Source organism: Anaerobacillus sp. MEB173 (genome assembly GCF_052119505.1).
Classification (GTDB): Bacteria; Bacillota; Bacilli; order Bacillales; family JBJMAU01; genus JBJMAU01.
On sequence record NZ_JBJMAU010000015.1, the window covers coordinates 24,689 to 42,655 of the forward strand.

Annotated in this window: 17 protein-coding genes; 2 read left to right on the plus strand and 15 right to left on the minus strand. The window is 36.4% G+C overall.

Features of this window, described 5'->3' with window-relative positions; all coding sequences use genetic code 11:
* Nucleotides 1-68 precede the first annotated feature (68 nt).
* The 13 genes from ACJ2A9_RS19160 to ACJ2A9_RS19220 all read right to left on the minus strand — a co-directional run bounded on the left by ACJ2A9_RS19160 (nucleotide 69) and on the right by ACJ2A9_RS19220 (nucleotide 14,614).
* Nucleotides 69-785 carry a cyclase family protein gene (locus ACJ2A9_RS19160; RefSeq protein WP_441423299.1) on the minus strand — a complete coding sequence of 239 codons (717 nt, stop codon included), beginning with the start codon at nucleotides 783-785 and terminating at the stop codon, nucleotides 69-71.
* 25 nt (nucleotides 786-810) lie between these two features.
* The gene (locus ACJ2A9_RS19165; protein ID WP_441423300.1) at nucleotides 811-1,551 is read right to left on the minus strand and encodes an SDR family NAD(P)-dependent oxidoreductase; all 741 of its coding nucleotides are present in this window, start codon (nucleotides 1,549-1,551) and stop codon (nucleotides 811-813) included.
* Between the two features lie 22 nt (nucleotides 1,552-1,573).
* Nucleotides 1,574-3,133, minus strand: coding sequence for an HAL/PAL/TAL family ammonia-lyase (locus tag ACJ2A9_RS19170; RefSeq protein ID WP_441423301.1), 1,560 nt, complete (start codon nucleotides 3,131-3,133; stop codon nucleotides 1,574-1,576).
* Nucleotides 3,103-4,503: a UbiD family decarboxylase gene (locus ACJ2A9_RS19175; protein WP_441423302.1), complete on the minus strand. Its 1,401-nt coding sequence runs from the start codon at nucleotides 4,501-4,503 to the stop codon at nucleotides 3,103-3,105. The genes ACJ2A9_RS19170 and ACJ2A9_RS19175 overlap by 31 nt, the downstream gene beginning before the upstream one ends.
* Before the next feature lie 33 nt (nucleotides 4,504-4,536).
* Nucleotides 4,537-5,298 (minus strand): IclR family transcriptional regulator, encoded by a 762-nt coding sequence (locus ACJ2A9_RS19180; RefSeq protein WP_441423303.1) that lies wholly within the window; start codon nucleotides 5,296-5,298, stop codon nucleotides 4,537-4,539.
* 50 nt (nucleotides 5,299-5,348) lie between these two features.
* Nucleotides 5,349-6,062 carry a cyclase family protein gene (locus ACJ2A9_RS19185; RefSeq protein ID WP_441423304.1) on the minus strand — a complete coding sequence of 238 codons (714 nt, stop codon included), beginning with the start codon at nucleotides 6,060-6,062 and terminating at the stop codon, nucleotides 5,349-5,351.
* Between the two features lie 53 nt (nucleotides 6,063-6,115).
* Nucleotides 6,116-7,039, minus strand: a complete 924-nt coding sequence (locus tag ACJ2A9_RS19190) for a glycine betaine ABC transporter substrate-binding protein (protein ID WP_441423305.1) — start codon at nucleotides 7,037-7,039, stop codon at nucleotides 6,116-6,118.
* A gap of 21 nt (nucleotides 7,040-7,060) precedes the next feature.
* The gene (locus ACJ2A9_RS19195; RefSeq protein WP_441423344.1) at nucleotides 7,061-7,714 is read right to left on the minus strand and encodes an ABC transporter permease; all 654 of its coding nucleotides are present in this window, start codon (nucleotides 7,712-7,714) and stop codon (nucleotides 7,061-7,063) included.
* A 68-nt stretch (nucleotides 7,715-7,782) separates the two neighbouring features.
* On the minus strand, nucleotides 7,783-8,913 hold the full coding sequence (locus ACJ2A9_RS19200; protein ID WP_441423306.1) for a betaine/proline/choline family ABC transporter ATP-binding protein: 1,131 nt from the start codon (nucleotides 8,911-8,913) through the stop codon (nucleotides 7,783-7,785).
* Nucleotides 8,914-8,949: 36 nt separating this feature from the next.
* Nucleotides 8,950-10,329 carry a dihydroorotase gene (locus tag ACJ2A9_RS19205; protein ID WP_441423307.1) on the minus strand — a complete coding sequence of 460 codons (1,380 nt, stop codon included), beginning with the start codon at nucleotides 10,327-10,329 and terminating at the stop codon, nucleotides 8,950-8,952.
* A gap of 331 nt (nucleotides 10,330-10,660) precedes the next feature.
* Nucleotides 10,661-11,245, minus strand: a complete 585-nt coding sequence (locus ACJ2A9_RS19210) for a UbiX family flavin prenyltransferase (protein ID WP_441423308.1) — start codon at nucleotides 11,243-11,245, stop codon at nucleotides 10,661-10,663.
* A 228-nt stretch (nucleotides 11,246-11,473) separates the two neighbouring features.
* Entirely contained in the window at nucleotides 11,474-13,975 is a 2,502-nt protein-coding gene (locus tag ACJ2A9_RS19215; RefSeq protein WP_441423309.1) for a diguanylate cyclase domain-containing protein, read from the minus strand.
* A gap of 285 nt (nucleotides 13,976-14,260) precedes the next feature.
* The gene (locus ACJ2A9_RS19220) at nucleotides 14,261-14,614 is read right to left on the minus strand and encodes a hypothetical protein (RefSeq protein ID WP_441423310.1); all 354 of its coding nucleotides are present in this window, start codon (nucleotides 14,612-14,614) and stop codon (nucleotides 14,261-14,263) included.
* Between the two features lie 279 nt (nucleotides 14,615-14,893).
* Here ACJ2A9_RS19220 and ACJ2A9_RS19225 point away from each other — a divergent pair, with 279 nt between their 5' ends.
* The gene (locus ACJ2A9_RS19225) at nucleotides 14,894-15,484 is read left to right on the plus strand and encodes a cell wall hydrolase (protein ID WP_441423311.1); all 591 of its coding nucleotides are present in this window, start codon (nucleotides 14,894-14,896) and stop codon (nucleotides 15,482-15,484) included.
* A gap of 54 nt (nucleotides 15,485-15,538) precedes the next feature.
* Here ACJ2A9_RS19225 and ACJ2A9_RS19230 read toward each other — a convergent pair whose 3' ends face one another.
* Nucleotides 15,539-16,084 carry a DUF3231 family protein gene (locus ACJ2A9_RS19230; RefSeq protein ID WP_441423312.1) on the minus strand — a complete coding sequence of 182 codons (546 nt, stop codon included), beginning with the start codon at nucleotides 16,082-16,084 and terminating at the stop codon, nucleotides 15,539-15,541.
* 226 nt (nucleotides 16,085-16,310) lie between these two features.
* A complete protein-coding gene (locus tag ACJ2A9_RS19235; RefSeq protein WP_441423313.1) occupies nucleotides 16,311-16,829 on the minus strand; it encodes a MarR family winged helix-turn-helix transcriptional regulator in 519 nt (172 codons plus the stop codon).
* A 394-nt stretch (nucleotides 16,830-17,223) separates the two neighbouring features.
* On the opposite strand from ACJ2A9_RS19235, the gene ACJ2A9_RS19240 reads away from it, so the two are divergent.
* Nucleotides 17,224-17,964 (plus strand): Crp/Fnr family transcriptional regulator, encoded by a 741-nt coding sequence (locus ACJ2A9_RS19240; protein ID WP_441423314.1) that lies wholly within the window; start codon nucleotides 17,224-17,226, stop codon nucleotides 17,962-17,964.
* Nucleotides 17,965-17,967: the final 3 nt, after the last annotated feature.

A 17,967-nucleotide genomic window follows, 5' to 3' on the forward strand; every position in this document is an offset into this window, starting at 1 on the left:
CCTTTCACTTGTTAACAGTATAAAAATTGACAATCACTAAAAAAGTTTTAGTGATTGCCTCTTGGAATTTACTTATTGTTTAATACACCCTCAATCGCAAATACACGACATGGTGCACCTTCTGTACCTTTTAACTTAATTGGCGCACAACATAGTAGTACTCTTTCCTCTTTAATTTCAGCTAAATTTGTGCACCACTCAATTAAGCATACATTGTTCCCTAAAAATAGTTGGTGGTTCGGAGCCCACTGATCCGTTCCCCATTCACGTCCTTTTGGTGGGTAAAGTGGATGATCACACGTCATAAAGTCTTGAACCAAGGACTTTATACCACGATCCATTAGCCACTGACCTGCATCTGGTGATAAAGTAATCATATTTTCCCAGAACTCAAACGTACCGAACATTTTATCAACCCACCCTGTACGAATGATGACAATATCTCCTTCCTTCATTTGAACACCAGACGCTTCAAGGTCTGCTGCTGATACACATTCCCCCGCTTTTTTGTGCATCATATCAAACACTACCGCTTCGCCAACTAACCAATCAAGTGGTACCTCATCATTGTTTAATCCACCAATTACATAGTGAGATGGTGCATCGTAATGAGTGAAATGTTGTGTACATAATTCTACTTCATGTGATGAAACTTGATTTTCTTCTACAGAAGCGACTTTTCGAATAACATTCTTTGATTCAGGCTTTCCATACACTTTACTTCTTGGAAATCCAGGGTATTGTGTTTCAGGATCAATTGTTAAACTTAAATCTATTACTCTCATAGCTATTACCTCCGAAAATAATTTTTTATTGTGCTGTATAACCGCCATCAACCAAAATATTTGAACCAATCACGTAGGATGAATCATCGCTTGCTAAAAACAGAACAGCATTCGCAATTTCTTCAGGTTCTGCTAATCTACCAATTGGATGGTTTGCTACTAATTTATTAATAAACTCTTTAGGCTTTGATGTGATAATTGGAGTTAGTGTATACCCTGGGCAAATAGAATTTACCCGAATGCCATTTTTGGCATAATTGACGGCTAAAGTTCTTGTTAAATTAGCTACTCCACCTTTTGCGGCAGCATTTGCTGTAACTGAAGGCTGCCCTACAAAACTTAATACAGAACCATTGTTAATGATTGAACCACCACCTGATTCAAGCATCGCTTCGATCGCAATTTTATTTGTAATGAAAACGGAACTAAGATTAATGTCAATGACCCTCTGCCAATCCGCGATTGACATTTCATGGGCCATTGCTGCTTCTCCAATCCCTGCATTTGCAAATAGGATATCAAGTTTTCCAAATTTTGAAACAGTCTCATTAACAAGATCACGAACATCACTTTCACTCGTTACATCAGTCCGGATAAATAGACAATCTGATGGAGAAGAAGATAACTGCTTCGCTAGTACAGCCCCATTATCATCTAAATCAGCAATAACAACATTCGCTCCCTCTTTGATAAATAATTCGACTGTTGCTTTCCCAATGCCATTTGTTCCACCAGTTACAATAGCAACTTTACCTTTAAGTTTCATATCAGCACTCCTCAACATAAAGTTATGAAAGTTTTGGCTCAACTTTTTCGATGCTGCACAAATCTTCGAGGATAAAACGATTCTTAATAATGTTATGGGCTTGCTCGATGTCCTGTCTTAATACCCGATCATTTTCCAATTTAGGTATGTAACGCCTAATACATTGATAAGCTACTTCGGTACCCTTACCTAATTTCGGTTTGTCCAGTAAATCAATGGCTTGAGCAGCAACCATTAACTCAATACCAATCATCATTTCTAGCTTCTCGATAATCTTCTCCATTTTTTGAATAACGAAAGGTCCCATTGTGGCATGATCTTCAACACCATTTGCAACAGGTAAAGCGTCCAAACAACCAGGGTTAGCTAAATGCCGTATTTCAGCAGCTAATGCTGTATAAGTTTTCTGTAAAGTAGAGAAACCATTGCTTAATCCAGGATCTGAGGTTAAAAACTTCGGTAAATTACTAAACTCTGGTGACATCAACCTTTGAAATCGGTTTTGAATCATATTTGCTAATGAAGAGGACTGGATTCCTAGAAAATCAAACCGCATGGCAATTGTTTGAATATGAAAATTTCCATGTGATATTAACCTATCTTCTTCAAGTAATAACAATGGATTGTCCCCTACACTATTAAGCTCGATGTTCATTCCATCCGCAGCAAAGGAAAGAACATCCCTACATGCTCCATGAACTTGAACCGCACTACGATAACTAATTGGATCTTGGACCCCTCTTTGGATGCCTTTTTCCCATAGGAAGCTATCTTCTAAGTATGCGACTATATTTTTTGTACATCGAGCCTGCCCTTGATGCTGGCGAAGCTCATTTGGCTTATGGTGTAATGGTGTGACATTTCCTCGAAATGCCTCTAACGATAATGCATAAGCCATATCAGCATGATCCAAAAGAGCCGCATAGCGATCAAGTAGTAATGTGCCATGACCAATTGAAACGGCATTATGACTGCATAGGATTAAGCCATCTTTCGGTCCCAATGTAATCGGTGTTAACCCAACCTGTTCGAATGCCTGTTTTGTTGGAACTACTTCACCTTGAAAGCTGACTTCTCCCTTCCCTATGAACGCCAAACCCATTTCAGCCATAGGGCCTAAATCACCAGCACCTATTGAACCTTGTGAAGGAGTGAGTGGGTGAATCTCATAATTGAGCATATCTACATACATCTCAAGGATTTCCGGCTGAACCCCAGTTCTTCCTTTCGCTAAAGAATTTGCTCTCGTCACCATTACTGCCCTCACAATCTCTTCAGAAAAAAATGGGCCAGTTCCGATACAATGACTTAGAAGAATACGAGTCTGGTATTCAGAGATTAAATTTTTTGGTACTTCAATGTTTTTATTCGCTCCAACACCTCTTGTAACCCCGTAAATCGGTGCACTATTTTTTGTTATGTCTAGCAGGGCATTTCTTTCGTGGCGAATTTGTTCAATAACTCCAGTTCCAAGAGTAACTGTTGCCTTATTCTTTGCTACATTGACAACGTCTTGCAATGTCAGCTCTTCCCCGGTTATAACAACAGGATTTATGTTTGTTTGGAACTGGTTACCAAGCATTCCTCTTCCTCCTGAACCTCGTATTTACTCCACTCATTTTTCACCTTTTCCATAATATCCTTTGGAATTTCGGCTTTTGGTAGTGCTGTTTCTTCTCGTAATGCGATGATTCCTATTTTTGAGACTGTCCCGTTTTCAACAACAGCCTCTGCACGGTCTGTTCGTACTCCTGGAACAATAAAAATATCTCGATGTGCCTTCATTCGAGCAGCTAAAGCCCATTCAACATCTACTGCATCAGAAATATCAATATCATCATCAACAACTGTTACTTGTTTAATAAGATTACAGTGGGCAAAAGCAGCAAATGCAGCTTTTTGACCTTCACCTGCTCTTGGCTTGGATAAACTTACTACACAATGTGATCTGCCCATTCCACCTTCAGTAATAAACACCTCTTTGACTCGAGGTACAGCAGCTCGAATATGTCGATATGTTGTCGTCTCAATCGCCATAGCCCCAATAATAAAATGTTCATGGAATCTACCAGGTAAGATCACTTGATAGATTGGATCTTTTCGATGAGTGATCCCTTTTACTTTTAAAACAGGGCTTTTTCCATAGTCAACATACATCCCATGAAACTCTGAAACAAGTCCTTCTTCATATAGTTCACCAGGGACAAACTCTGCCTCAATGACAATTTCTGATCCAGCAGGGACCTCTACATCGACGGTTATACCAGGGGAAAGGTCTAACGCCTCACCAAACATTCCTCCGGCGATATCAAATTCATCAAATCCCAGGTCTACATATGCATTTGCAGCAACTAATGTAGCTGGATGATTTCCTAACGAGATTGATACTTCTAACGTTTCATTTCGTTCTTGTGCCTTTTCTAATAAACGATGCAAATGATGACTTGGCGACATTCCGATCATTAACTTATCAGGCCCTAACACTAATAGGCGGTTCATTGATACGTTCCTTTTCTTTGTTTCAGGGTCCTTTGCAACAATAAGGCCTGCACTGATATAGAAGCCCGCTTCTTTTTCAAAGAATGTCGTAACAGGGATGTGCTTCATAATATCAATTGCACCAGTAATGATGACTTCCCGGCACGGCGCTTGATCCACTACTTTTGCAGTGATTGGATTCTCAATTCCTTTATTGATTAAGCTGAGAGATGCCTCTAGCGTGTTATCGATCCCACAAGACAATGCAAAGTTGTTACGATCGACTAAATTACCAACAACAGGTACCTCGTAGCCTTTAACATTTTCAAAGATTACGGCTGATCTCCCGGGATTTTGAGCTAAAACTGCCGCTAACTCAAAGTTTGGATCAACTTCTCCTTTTACGGTTGTTAGTCTTTTGTTTTCTTTTAATATTTGAAGAGCAGATCTCATATCCTGACCGTTTATGACCACTAGAATCCCTCCTTCTTTAACAAGTACTGCTTATTAAATGTAATTAATTTCAGTAACCTTAAGTTTTTCATTTAATTCCTTAACTTTGGCAAGTAAGAGATCTGTAATAAGATTCTCTTGTTTAATATTGACGCGAAACTTTGGTCCTGCCACTGTTAATCCAGCAATAATATTACCGTTCGCACCAAATACCGGCGCAGCAACTGCCCATGCTCCTACATCAATTTCCTCACTACTAATGACATACCCTTGCTCTTTCACTTTGTTAAGTGCTTGTTTTACAATCTCAATATCATCAATAAGCTGTTCTTTTTTTAGCTGTTGCAATACTTTTTGCTGATTTTCTTTGTCCATAAATGCGAGCAGCACTTTGGCAGAGGCACCCGCGTGCAGCGGGTGCAGTCTTCCTCTCTCAAATGTTAGTTTTATCGCTTGGGTGCTTTCAATTCTGTCGATACATATGGCCTTATTATTAACGACACCTGATAGGATAACGGTTTCGCCTGTTTCTTCTGATAAACTTTCCATGATCGGTGTGGCAAGTTGAAGGAGATCCATACCCGCAGTTGCAACCTTCGCCAATTGGAGAATACTCAGCCCTAAACTATATCGGCCAGATCCACATTCTTGAATCAAATCCTTGCTTTTTAGCGTATCTAATAACCGGTAAGCTGTACTTCTCGGTAAATCTAGCAAAGTCATGATATCTTTAACAGCTAGTACGGGTTGTCTTTCTGTAAATTGAAATAACATTTCTAGCCCTTTTTCTAGTGTCCTATTCGAATCTGAAGCCATGACTTTCTCCCCTTTCATTCTAAGTTAGTAATCTCATGATCAAATTGATCTTACGATAAAGATAACCCTTCGATTGCAAATGCCCGACACGGTGCACCATCTGTCCCCTTTAACTTAATAGGAACACATCCAAATAAAAATCTTTCCTTTTTAATAGATTTTAAATTCGTTAGCCATTCTAGCATCACTACATTATTTTCTAAAAAGGTAAAATGGTTAGGACTCCAATTTTCAGAATCCCACTTTCGTCCTTCTGGCGGATGTAGTGGTGAATCACAGAGCATAAAGTCACCTGCGACTGATTTTATTTTTTGTTCCATTAACCATTCTGCAGCACACGTGGATAAACCAATCATTTCATCCCAAAAACGGTAGGTCCCCCAGGACTCATCTGTCCAGCCGGTTCGAATGACAGCAATATCACCTTCTTTTACTTTCACTCCAGTCTGTATTAAATCGTCTGCAGTTACATAACTCCCTGGTTCCTTGTGAAGCATATCAAACATAACTGCTTCCCCTATAAACGAGTCAATGGGCACCTCATGATTTTTCAGTCCATCTTCCAGAAAGTGAGCTGGCGCATCATAATGGGTAAAGTGCTGAGTACACATCGTAAAATTGTGGGACTGAACTTTATTTTCTTTTAGTGAGGCAACCTCAACAATTTTTGTAGAGGATTCTGGTTTTCCATATACAAGACTTCTTGGAAAACCGGCAAATTGAGTTTCTTCATCAATAGTTAACGAAAGATCAATGATATTCATAATATTTTTTCCTTTCTATTTTGAATTATAAGAATATTAGATCCGTAATTCTATTAGTCGATTAAGCCAACCTCACGTAAGAAATCTTCGGCAATTTTACGCTCATCGATGCGATCATTGTCCATTTTGGAGTTTAATTCTGCCATCGTTGTCTCATCAATGACACCAGCAAGCTTATTTAATACTTCTCCAATCTCTGGATACTGGTTAAGAGTCTCTTCTCTTAAAATAGGTGCCGCATAATAAGGAGGGAAATACCCTTTATCATCTTCCAAAACAACTAAATCAAGTGCAGGGATTCGACCATCCGTTGAATATCCAACTAAAACATCGACGTTCCCTTCATCTAATGCAGCGAATGCAAGTCCGATGTCCATCTCGCTATTACTTTTAAAACCCTCGATTCCGTATGCCTCAGCCAAGCCTTTATATCCATCTTTTCTTTCAAAAAACTGTGCATCTGATCCAAGAACTAGATTTGACATATGCGGTACTAAATCAGAAATTGTTTTAACATTTAATTCTTCTGCTGTCTCTCTTTTTAAAATTAATGCAAATGTATTACTAAACCCTAATGGCTCTAACCAAGTAAATCCATACTTCTCTTCATAACCTTGTTTTGTTCTATCATAAACAGATTCAGGTGTATCACCTTCTTCAAGATCTAAACCCAATACATTAATCAAGCCTGTACCAGTATAATCTGCAAAAAGGTCAATATCACCATCTGTTAACGCTTGAACTAGTACATCTGAAGAGCCTAAACCATCACGATGAACAATCTCATGATCAGTATGATGCTCTAATAATGTACCCATAAGATGAACTAACAAAATTTGTTCAGTCCAGTTTTTTCCTCCAATTGCAATTCTAGTTGTTTCATCCTCACCTGATCCTGAGTTGCTTCCTTGAGCACCAGAACAAGCGGTAACGATAAGCAACAACGACATTATTAGAAGAACACCAATTTTTTTCATAGCTTTTCCCCCAATTTTTATTTAATTTTGTTGAGCAATATTGCTTTCTGACACTGGTTTTGGTTTGAGTGAACTTTTCTTTGCTCTACGGTGTGGTGAAACCCATTTTTCGATTCTCTTTAGTAAAAAGTCAGCAGTTAGTGCTAGAGCTGCAGCTGGTATTGCTCCTGCTAGTGTTAATTCATTTCTCATTAATGAAACACCTCGAAAGATAATTTCACCAAGTCCACCGGCTCCGATAAAAGCTGCGATTGTTGCTACACCAATTGTCATGATCGTTGCTGTTCTTATCCCCGCCATAATAACCGGCAAAGCTAATGGAATTTGGATTGTAAATAGTATTTGACGATCAGTCATCCCCATTCCTTTACCCGCACTTATTAATGCTGGGTCAACTTCCTTAATTCCTGTATAAACATTCCGTAGGACAGGGAGTAATGCAAACATGACTAAAGCAATAATTGTAGGCTTTAATCCAATACCTACAAAAGGCATTAGAAATCCAAATAACGCAATACTTGGAATGGTTTGAAACACACCTGTCACACCTATTATTGGGTCTGCAAATTTTTGATTTCTTGTTAAATAAATTCCTAATGGTACCGCTATTGCCAAAACAATACTCATCGTAACAACTGTCATAAAAATATGCTGCATTAACCCGTTCATAATCATATCTGTACGGGTTGTATAAACTTCCCAAAGCAGCTTTATATCATTCACAGCAATCCCCCCTACTCTTTTTACACATTCACTTCATCTAATATAGCTAAATTCTTTAAGATACTTTTTTGTGTTACTACCCCAATTACCTCGTTATGTTGAATAACTGGAATTCCAGTTACATTTGATGAAAGCAATATCTTGGTAGCATTCTCCCACTTATCTTTGATATCAATCGTAGGGATATTTTTTTCAAGTAACATTTCAATAGGGGTGTCACCTTTTGAAGCATTATTCTCTAAATCTACCTTTGTGACAATACCTGACAGCTTCTTATTATGATCTGTAACAGCCAGACAATCCGCTCCCGTAATGTTAAGTAGCGTTAATGCTTCTGAAACACTGTGATCAACAAAAATATCAAAGGATTGCACATTCATGACATTACCTACTGTTAGCTTCTGTTTCCCTTCATCGATTTGGTTGTTTAATCGTTTTTCACCAATAAAATCTTTAACAAAATCATTCACTGGATTCTTTATGATTGCATCTGGTGTATCCAATTGAATGATGTGACCATTTAACATAACTGCTACACGATCTGCTATTTTTAGTGCTTCATCCATGTCATGTGTAACAAACACAATCGTCTTGTGAATCTCTTTCTGTAATCGTACTAATTCATCTTGTAATTGCTCTCGACTTATTGGGTCCAACGCACTGAATGGTTCATCCATTAATACAACCGGCGGCTCAGCAGCCAGTGCGCGAATGACTCCCACTCGCTGTTGCTGTCCCCCACTTAATTCAGAAGGATAACGATCTCGGTATATCCTTGGGTCTAATCCAACCATGTCTAATAATTCATCGACTCGGTTCGAATACTCTTTCTCTTTCCAACCTTTTAATTTTGGTACAAGTCCAATATTTTTACCGATTGTTAAATGGGGCAATAATCCAATTTGTTGAATAACATACCCAATATTTCTTCTTAGTTCGACTGGATCTTTTTTTGATATATCTTCCCCATCGATATAAATCGTTCCTGAGCTAGGTTCAATTAAACGATTGATCATTCGTAAGCTCGTTGTCTTACCACATCCACTAGGACCGATTAAAGCGATTAGCTCTCCTTTTGCTACTTCAAAGCTAATCTCTTCTAGTGCAGTAAAGTCGTCATAGACTTTTCCAACTTTATCAAACTTAATCATATGACCCCTCCTTATTTCTTTATCATTGAACATTCGCTACTGTTTTACCTTTTCTTTGCCACCTATGCCGGTGATAAACTTTCCAAACCCAGGATCCTTTACAATTTTTTCACCATCATAAACTGTTTCTCCACGGACGATCGTTTGCTTCACCTTACCTTGTAAAGTCATGCCATCATATGGCGACCACTTTGCTAATGATTGAAACTCACTAGCCTTAATTTGAAAACGTTCATCCCCATCGATTACAGTAAGATCAGCATCGTATCCAATTTTTATGGCACCTTTATTTTTTATATTGAAGTAGTGCGCTGGATTCGTAGATAATAGTTTTGCAAAATCGACTGGCGCAACTCTTCCCGACGCTACTGCTGCATCAAACATTAGCGGGACTAAAGTTTCAACACCAGGTAGTCCGGATGGAGACTTAAAGATATTGTCATTACCCTTTGCCTTATCTTCGTAATACCATGGCGCGTGATCAGAGGTAATAAAATCAATGTCACCGGTCTTTAATTGCCGCCATAAACCTTCGACTGAATCAGCTGACCGTAATGGCGGATTCATTTTTGCCAATGGACCGTACTTATTTAAATCTTCCTGATTTAATAATAAGTAGTGGGAACATGTCTCTGACGTAACATCAACACCATCCTTCTTAAATTGCTGAATTAAATCAATACAGCGTGGGTGGGTAACATGAAAAATATGTAGCTTTACACCAGTCCAATAAGCAAAATCCAACAGCTTTACAACTGCACTTGTTTCAGAAACAGGAGGCCGGCTCTCAGGATGTGCGAGGGGATATACTTTGCCTTCCTCTATAAATTGGTTGACAATCGGATTAATGATATCATCGTTTTCAGCATGAAAACCCACTCGTAATCCAGTCTCTTTAATTAATTCAAACGCTTGTAAGATTTCATGATCTGGTATTCTTGGAAACCTGTAAGGGTCAGTCTCAAAGAGTGACATTTTGAATGCAGCTGCTCCTGCCTCAGCAAGAGGTGCAATTTGATCCAAGCCACCTTGCTTTTTTATCGTTGCAATCAATCCAACATCAACAACAGATTCTTTTTGTAAGCGCTCTTTTTTACAATTAAACTCTTCTACATTATTTATTGGGTTAGGCAGGTCATACGGCATATCGAGGAAACTTGTGATACCTCCTACCGCGGCAGAGTGTGACACATTTGTAAAACCTTCATTCGGATTGCTAAAGCAGTGAAGATGAACATCGATAAAACCTGGAAAAATATATTTTTTATCAAAATCTAATATATGATTAGACGCAAGCAAGCCTTGTTTATCAGAAATTTCAGATATTTTACCCGACGTTATCCCTATTTCTCCAAGCACTACTTTATCCTCTAGTACAAGCTGACCACGGACAATCTTATCAAAAAGTTTTTCCATTGATAGCACTCTCTCCCATCTCTATAATTTCATTCTTAATTTATGAAACAACATTCCCTTCATATAAGAATATTTAAACCAAATCTACCATTAATTAACTCTTACTGTCAATTCATAATTTTCAGTATATTATAAAAAATTTTAATAAATAATAACAATACTGATTAACAACTTAACATTTAACAAAGAACATCTTATCAAAAACTAGGATTTATATAGATTATTGCTAAATTATCAGATATTTTCATTACTTTTGTTAGAAATTTTACCAAAATTCTCAAAATAAAAAAATGACTATCCCACTATTTGAGAAAGTCATTTCATTATTCACTTATTCTCCTGTCCATCTTTCAAACAAATTCGCATCGATTCCAAATTGATCTAAAGCCTTACCAACTGTTTGATTGACAATATCATCAATTGTTTTAGGTTTATGATAAAAAGAAGGTACTGGTGGTAAGATTACTCCCCCCATTTGGGTAATTAACGTCATATGTTGTAAATGACTTAAATTAAATGGAGTTTCTCTTACAATAAGTATTAGCTTTCTTCGTTCTTTTAACTGAACATCAGCTGCTCTTGTTATTAATTCATCATTATAACTATTAGCAACTGCCGAAAGTGTCTTGATTGAACATGGAGCAACAATCATTCCATCTACTTTAAATGAGCCACTTGAAATAGCTGCACCAATATCGCGTTGGTCATACGTTCTCGTTGCTAGTTTTAGTACATCCTCTACTTTATACGAAGTCTCATAATGGATTGTTTGGACCGCTGCATTGCTGATAATCGCATGACTTTCAATACCTAGCTCCTTCAATACCTCTAGTGTCCTTATTCCGTATATCGCTCCGCTTGCCCCAGATATTCCTACAACTATTTTTTTCAACTTTTTCCCTCCTCCAATCCACATTTAAATTTATATCAAACTATTATTTACTATATTAATCTTAACAATAATTCTTAATAAATAATATAGAATTATATAATTATTTCCTTTTTTGACCTCATATGACACTTCCTTACAAATTTATACATAAAAATCTTTAAAACGCTAAAAAATAGGATAGTAAGGGAAAAATATTCTCCCTTCTATCCTTTTCTAATTTCTATACAACGTTATTTATTTTACTTAAAATCATCACATTTCACTCACCCTCACCTGGTTCCTGCCTTCATTCTTGGCATTGTAGAGAGCTCGATCGGCCTTCTCAATCAGTTCTTTCGGATCCTTATATTGAGCAGGGACAACTGTTGCAACACCCACACTAATTGTTACATAATCAGCTATATATGAAGCTTCGTGAGGTATGTTTAGACCGCTTATGTTATTTCGTATGTTTTCAGCTAATTGATAAGCAACATCTGCATCGGTATTCGGGAGGACAACCGCAAATTCCTCACCACCATACCGAGCCACTAAATCAGTGGAACGTCTAACAGTATTCTTTAATGTATTGGCTACTTTTTGCAAACAAACATCACCTTGTTGATGTCCGTATGTATCATTGAACTTTTTAAAGAAATCGATATCTAGCATAATCAATGACAACGGATAAGCTCGATGCCATTCCCGTTGTAAAAAGTCATCAAAACTCCGTCTGTTCGCAATTCCAGTCAAACCATCGAGCGATGAAAGTTTTTGTAAAATATCATTTGTTTCCCTCAGCTGTTCTTCGATTACTTTACGTTTTGTTATATCCCTAGAAACCGCGATAATTTCCCCTAACCTGCCACCTTCTTGATAAGAGCTTCTGGCAGTCGTCTCAATCCATGTAAAAGACCCATCTTTTTTTAACATTCGGTAACTAAATGTATTAATATCATTATAATTTGGATCGATTACTTCTGATATTTCTTTTATTACTAAGTCTTGATCATCTTTATAGATATAATCAAGCGGGGATTGCCCGATCAATTCGTCTGGATGATACCCCAATATATCTTGCATCACAGGTGAGACATACAAATATGTACCATCCTTTTTATGATTTGTAATAATGTCTGTGGAGTGTTCAGTAATAAATCGAAACCATTTCTCCCTATCTTTAAGCTCTTGCTCCATTTTCTTTTTCTCAGTAATATCTTCAACAATACCTAGTATGTAATAGTTTTCTTGAGGGTCATCTGATGGGAATAGTGTAACTGTTAGTTTCCCAAGTACGATTTGACCACTCGGTTGAAAATATTTTTTTTCAATACTATACGCATCACGTTTCCCTGTAATTAATTCTTGAAATAGCCTTCCTTCTGGTTGGACTGCTTCTGAGATTTTTGTAATCGGAATATTTTCAAGTTCCTTACGAGTATACCCAGTGATCTTTTCTAAAACAGGATTGATTTCAATAATTTCGCCAGTTGGTTTTCTAAGACCGATTCCGATACCCGAGTGAGTAAAGATCTTTCTAAATCGCTCATCACTTCGCCGCAAAGATTCTGTCATCTCTTCATGTTCTTTAATTTTCATTCGAAATGCTTCAGCCATCTTGTTGAAGGAATCACCAACAAGCTTAAGCTCGTCTTTTGTATCGAGTTTGACTTTTTCATCTAAATGTCCTTGCCCCATACGTGATGCTGTATGTTCCAGTGTTGCAATTGTATTTCTAACAGAGAGGAAAAAACCAATAAATAGATACGTTACAGTAAGTAATATAACAAGTGATAAGATAATTAATCCATTTCGTTTCGATTCAAGAACCCTAATATCTTTTTCTAGCAAGTCATTTAATATCTTCGCTTCGACAATATATAAATTCAACGCACTATCAATTGCCTTCGTTGCAATATTAAAATAATAACTCGAATCCATATTTACGGTTGCTGCTTGCAACAAATCATTTTCTAGCTGATACAAGAACCCATTTGTGTTGATGGATGTTTCAGTGATTAATAAATCGATTAATTCTTTTTGCGGAATATCTTCTTTGAGGATGAGCTCTACTCCCTGCTTGATTTCCTTTAAAGTAGAATCTATTAAAATTGAACGGATAAACAATTCAGTTCTTTCATCGAAACTCAAACTTTTTTGAGCAATATAACCTGCACCAAGTCCTCTTGCTTGTCCGAGCTTTTCTGCCATGTATGGGAGCTTAGAGTAAGTGGTAATTAAATGATAGTTTGTCAGCTTAGAATCCAGAAAAAGATTCGACGTATTCCCTATATAACTCATAAACTGTAATAATTCTTCAATTAACCGGGTATGCTCTTCATAATTTTCTACAGCTGTTAAGTAATTGGCATCACGTTCGAAATGATTCCACCGCTCTTTAATCGCTTCCCATTTTTCTGTACTTTTCAATGTTTCCCCAAGCCTGTCATCGACATTATCAATGTCTTCAATTCTCATCTCAATTTGCAGTTTTTTTTCTTTAATATCATCTTTAAACGCAACATATCCCCTTAAATATGCATGCGACATGCCTCGATGCTGTTGAAAATCATCCATTAAGTATTTCAAATGTAGATTATACTCTACTCCCAATTGTTCCTTTTTTGTAAACGATACATCTCTATCAATGTCAGCAATAATTGTATAGATGAAGAAAAGAACAGGAAATAAAATTATCACCCCTATTAAGGTGAATTTCTGGGGATAGTTTAAATGATTCATTAATCGTATCGCTGGTTCTATTACCCTTTTCAAGTTCATACCCCTTATATTTTTTGAAACAATCTAGAAATAGCACGTTTATCCTTTTCTCTTAAACTTACATTAAACTACAATTCTTTCCTTAAAGTCATTATAAACTAATTTTACCATGTAAAAATGTGCTTTTATGTGACATTTTTCACCCTTATGGATTTATGTAAATGTTTTTTTTTAGATAATATAATCAAAAAAGAAGATTAAAGTCTGTTGTTGAACGAATAAAGGGGGCATCTGATCAAATCAGATCCCCCCCGTAAAAATAAATTGGATTGGTCACACTTAGAACAAACTTAGCTGTTGAGATTCAGGTATTGGACTTTCCTCTTTTGTTTGCTTGTGTTCTTCCTCTTTTTTCTCTTTCAGTACATCGTTGTTATCCTCAGCTTGATTCGAAAGCTCACCAATAATTTTATAGTGAACGTTATTTTCACTGTGTTTAATGTCTACCATTGGTTGAGGTAGATAAGATTCTATAAAAATGGCAGCATAAGGGTAAATTTTATATTTCCCAGTTAAATAAGTACTGCTACTCGAACCATGATCGATCAAGTAATTGCATAAATCAATTAACGTAAACGATGAATTTTTCGATATGTACTCTTTAATTAACTCTTTTTCTTTTTGTGAGAGCAATTCGAATACCCTCCTCTCATTTTCTTTCTTTAGATATAGTATCGCATTAAGTCACTCATTGTAAAGAAGAGCCTGCCTAATTCGATATACCTCAATTAAATGAAGATTAAGTTATTGCACAAGCTATATAATGGTAATCCACCCAATCGTTCACTAATGTTTTACTCTTGATTTCCTGTTAGCCTTGAATATGGGCCTGTTTTTATTCTACAAGATGTGGTTGTTAAGAAAAAAAACGATGACACATTTATTCTATAAATAAACAGGAGGAGATATCAAATGAAAAAGTTATTTATGTTAATGATAACATTCCTATTATTCTTTGTTACCTATCTAGTTATTCCAACAACGCAAGTAAATGCTGAAACTGAAGATACAATTCAAAATGATGAAACCATCCAATTATTTTATAAAATAAACGGGATTGAAAGCAATGAAGTAAAGCTAACAGAATTACTCTATATTCAACCAGCAATGAATGAAATAGAAACTTCAGAAGAACTACTATCCATTTCAAATGAAGAAACTGAACTGCTTGCTCGTCTTGTTCATGCTGAAGCAAAAGGGGAACCGTATGTAGGAAAAGTAGCTGTTGCTACAGTAGTATTAAATCGAGTTGAACACGAGGAATTCCCTGATACAATCGAAGAAGTGATTTATCAAAAAAATGCATTTGAACCGGTTAGTAACGGATCGATTAGTGAACCTGCCGATAAAGAAGCACATCTAGCTGTTCATGAAGCATTAACCAATCCAGAAAACGAAGACAAGGAATTATTGTTTTTTTATAACCCAAAAACAGCTACAAGCGATTGGATTTTCACTCGTAAAGTAATCAAAACTATCGGGAATCATGCCTTTGCAATTTAAAGCGTGCAGCACAAAGCTGTACGCTTTATTTGTTATTCTATCATAAAAAGAATCTTATTTCGTTTCATATGCAGCCGAATAATATGGCGGAATTTTGAGCCATCCTCTTTTGTTCATCAATTTCTTTAATGTTGTACTAAAAGTAAGCATCTCAGACTGAAATTCTGCCCAGATCATTCCAACATCACTGCGTATCGATTGAGATTGACCGGTGGCACATTCGATAATGGCTAATGCAATTTTAATTGAGACACCATTGGCTATCTCATCATCCGAAATTTTTACACCTGCAGGAATATTATTCGTCTGTGCTTGTGGCTTAGGAGGGACAGTCTCAGGTAGAGGTACTCCTTCTTTTATAAGAAATGATTCTAGACGATCCGCCTGTGATTTACACATTGTATACGCATCATTGAGCATTTCCCTAACTTCATCATCAGTTGTTGTATTTAAACCAATTTCCTCATATCTCAGCATATCTTTAATCCCTGCCAAATACGTCCAACACGTCATCACTTCACCAACATGCAAAGGTGCCTTTGTATCATAATCAGTCATTGTTTTTAATGTATTCCAAAACGCTTCAAATGGATTTGGCATATTTTTAACTCCTCATTTCAATAATTTCAAATTATTTAGGTCTGAATAAAGTTAATGGTTCAACTTATTCTTCTTTTCCCTCCTGACAAATTCTCAAAATTTATTAACTATAGTATGATTCAAACAGGCAAAATTATTTGCATTCGCAAATTTATCAATACAACACAAAGAAGCCGACATTTACAAATACTGTAGACATCGGCATTAACAATACTTAATATTATGTTTAAGCAGTTTCTGCATTGTTTCTAACTAGTTCTTTTGACGACTTTTCTATAAATTCACTGTAATTTTCTCCGACCAATTGATTACTTAACAAAGTTAAAACTTCAATAAATTTGTGGAAATCTTCTTTTGGAATTTTTTCAATTAGGTTAACAATTTGTAACTCTGAGCCAGTACTGTTTTGATTGATAAAATCTTGAACAACTTTTCTCCCTGCTTTGGTTAAAGAGATTTTCTTTGTCCTTGCATCTTCACCATTCTCTAATGTAACAAAGCCTATGTCCTTTAATTTTATCAACTGGCGAAATACATTGGAAAGATCTGTTTGAATTAGATAGCTAAGATCTTTCATTGTAATCGTTGAATCAAAATACATAATCCATAGAACGCGAAAGGATGGAAAGGTTAACTCATTATTTTTTATTGATTTTCGAATATCATTTTCTATCAAAAAATTAAGTCCTCTAATCAACGCAAATACCGAGTATCCTTTAGCAAACTTTTCTTTTTGTAAATTCATACTCTTTCCTCCCGCTAGAAATCATTTTGTAATATAATTATTACCAATTTTTGTTATTATAAACTTTTTAATGAAATTCTGCCGTATTCCCCTCCTCAATCATTTTTACCATTACGTAAATTATATCGGTTTAAGATAACCATTTAAAATGATATCCCTTATATGTTCTTTACTAGGTGTATTCCCTCAGTGAATTCCCTGATCTTTCTTTCGGTGTTTCTTATATCCTCCGCTTCCTGTCAGGGTTTATTACTTCATCCGGATCATATGATGTGATTTTCCTCACTGAAAGATCGGGGTTTTCGTCATTATTTTTCAGGAATTCCCCTGATAACATTTACACAGTGCCAATGATATTATTTAAGTAAGATAAGTTTTAGGGAGGAATGTAACAATGGCGATGGTGAATTTAGCTGCGAAACAAGAGAATACATTCTACAACGGGATTAAAGACTTCTTTTCAAGCGAAAATTTTCATAAATTAGAAGAATTAATGAAACCAATCAAAGAAAAAGCAGGATCATATTTATTTTGGGAAGGTGACCAGGCAAAAAACTTCTATTTTGTACGCTCAGGTCAGTTAAAATTAATGAAAACAACTGAGGACGGTAAAGATCTCATTCTTTCGATTGCCAAAAAAGGTGAACTACTTGGTGATTATACTGGATTAGGAAACGGGTTCCATAGTTATTCAGCAATCACTCTTGAAGATGTTGAAATTGGAATGGTTTCTATGAAAGATATTCATAACTTACTCTGTCAATTTGGTAGTTTTTCAATGGAGTTTATGAACTGGTTAGGTGTAACCTATCAAAAGAATCAATCAAAGTTCCGTGATCTCCTTCTGTTCGGTAAAAAAGGGGCACTTGCTTCCACTTTAATTCGCATGGGAAACACTTATGGAATCATGAGAGCAGATGGAATCAAAATCGATGTTAAATTAACGAACACAGAGATTGGTGACTTTATCGGGATGACAAGAGAAAGCGTAAACCGTTTTTTAAACCAATGGCGCGACGAAGGAACGATCTCAATTGAAGATGGATACATTATCATTAGAAAATTAAGCGCCTTACGTGAAGTATGTAATTGTCCGAAAGATACCCCTTGTCCAGTAGCTATTTGCCGTATATAAATC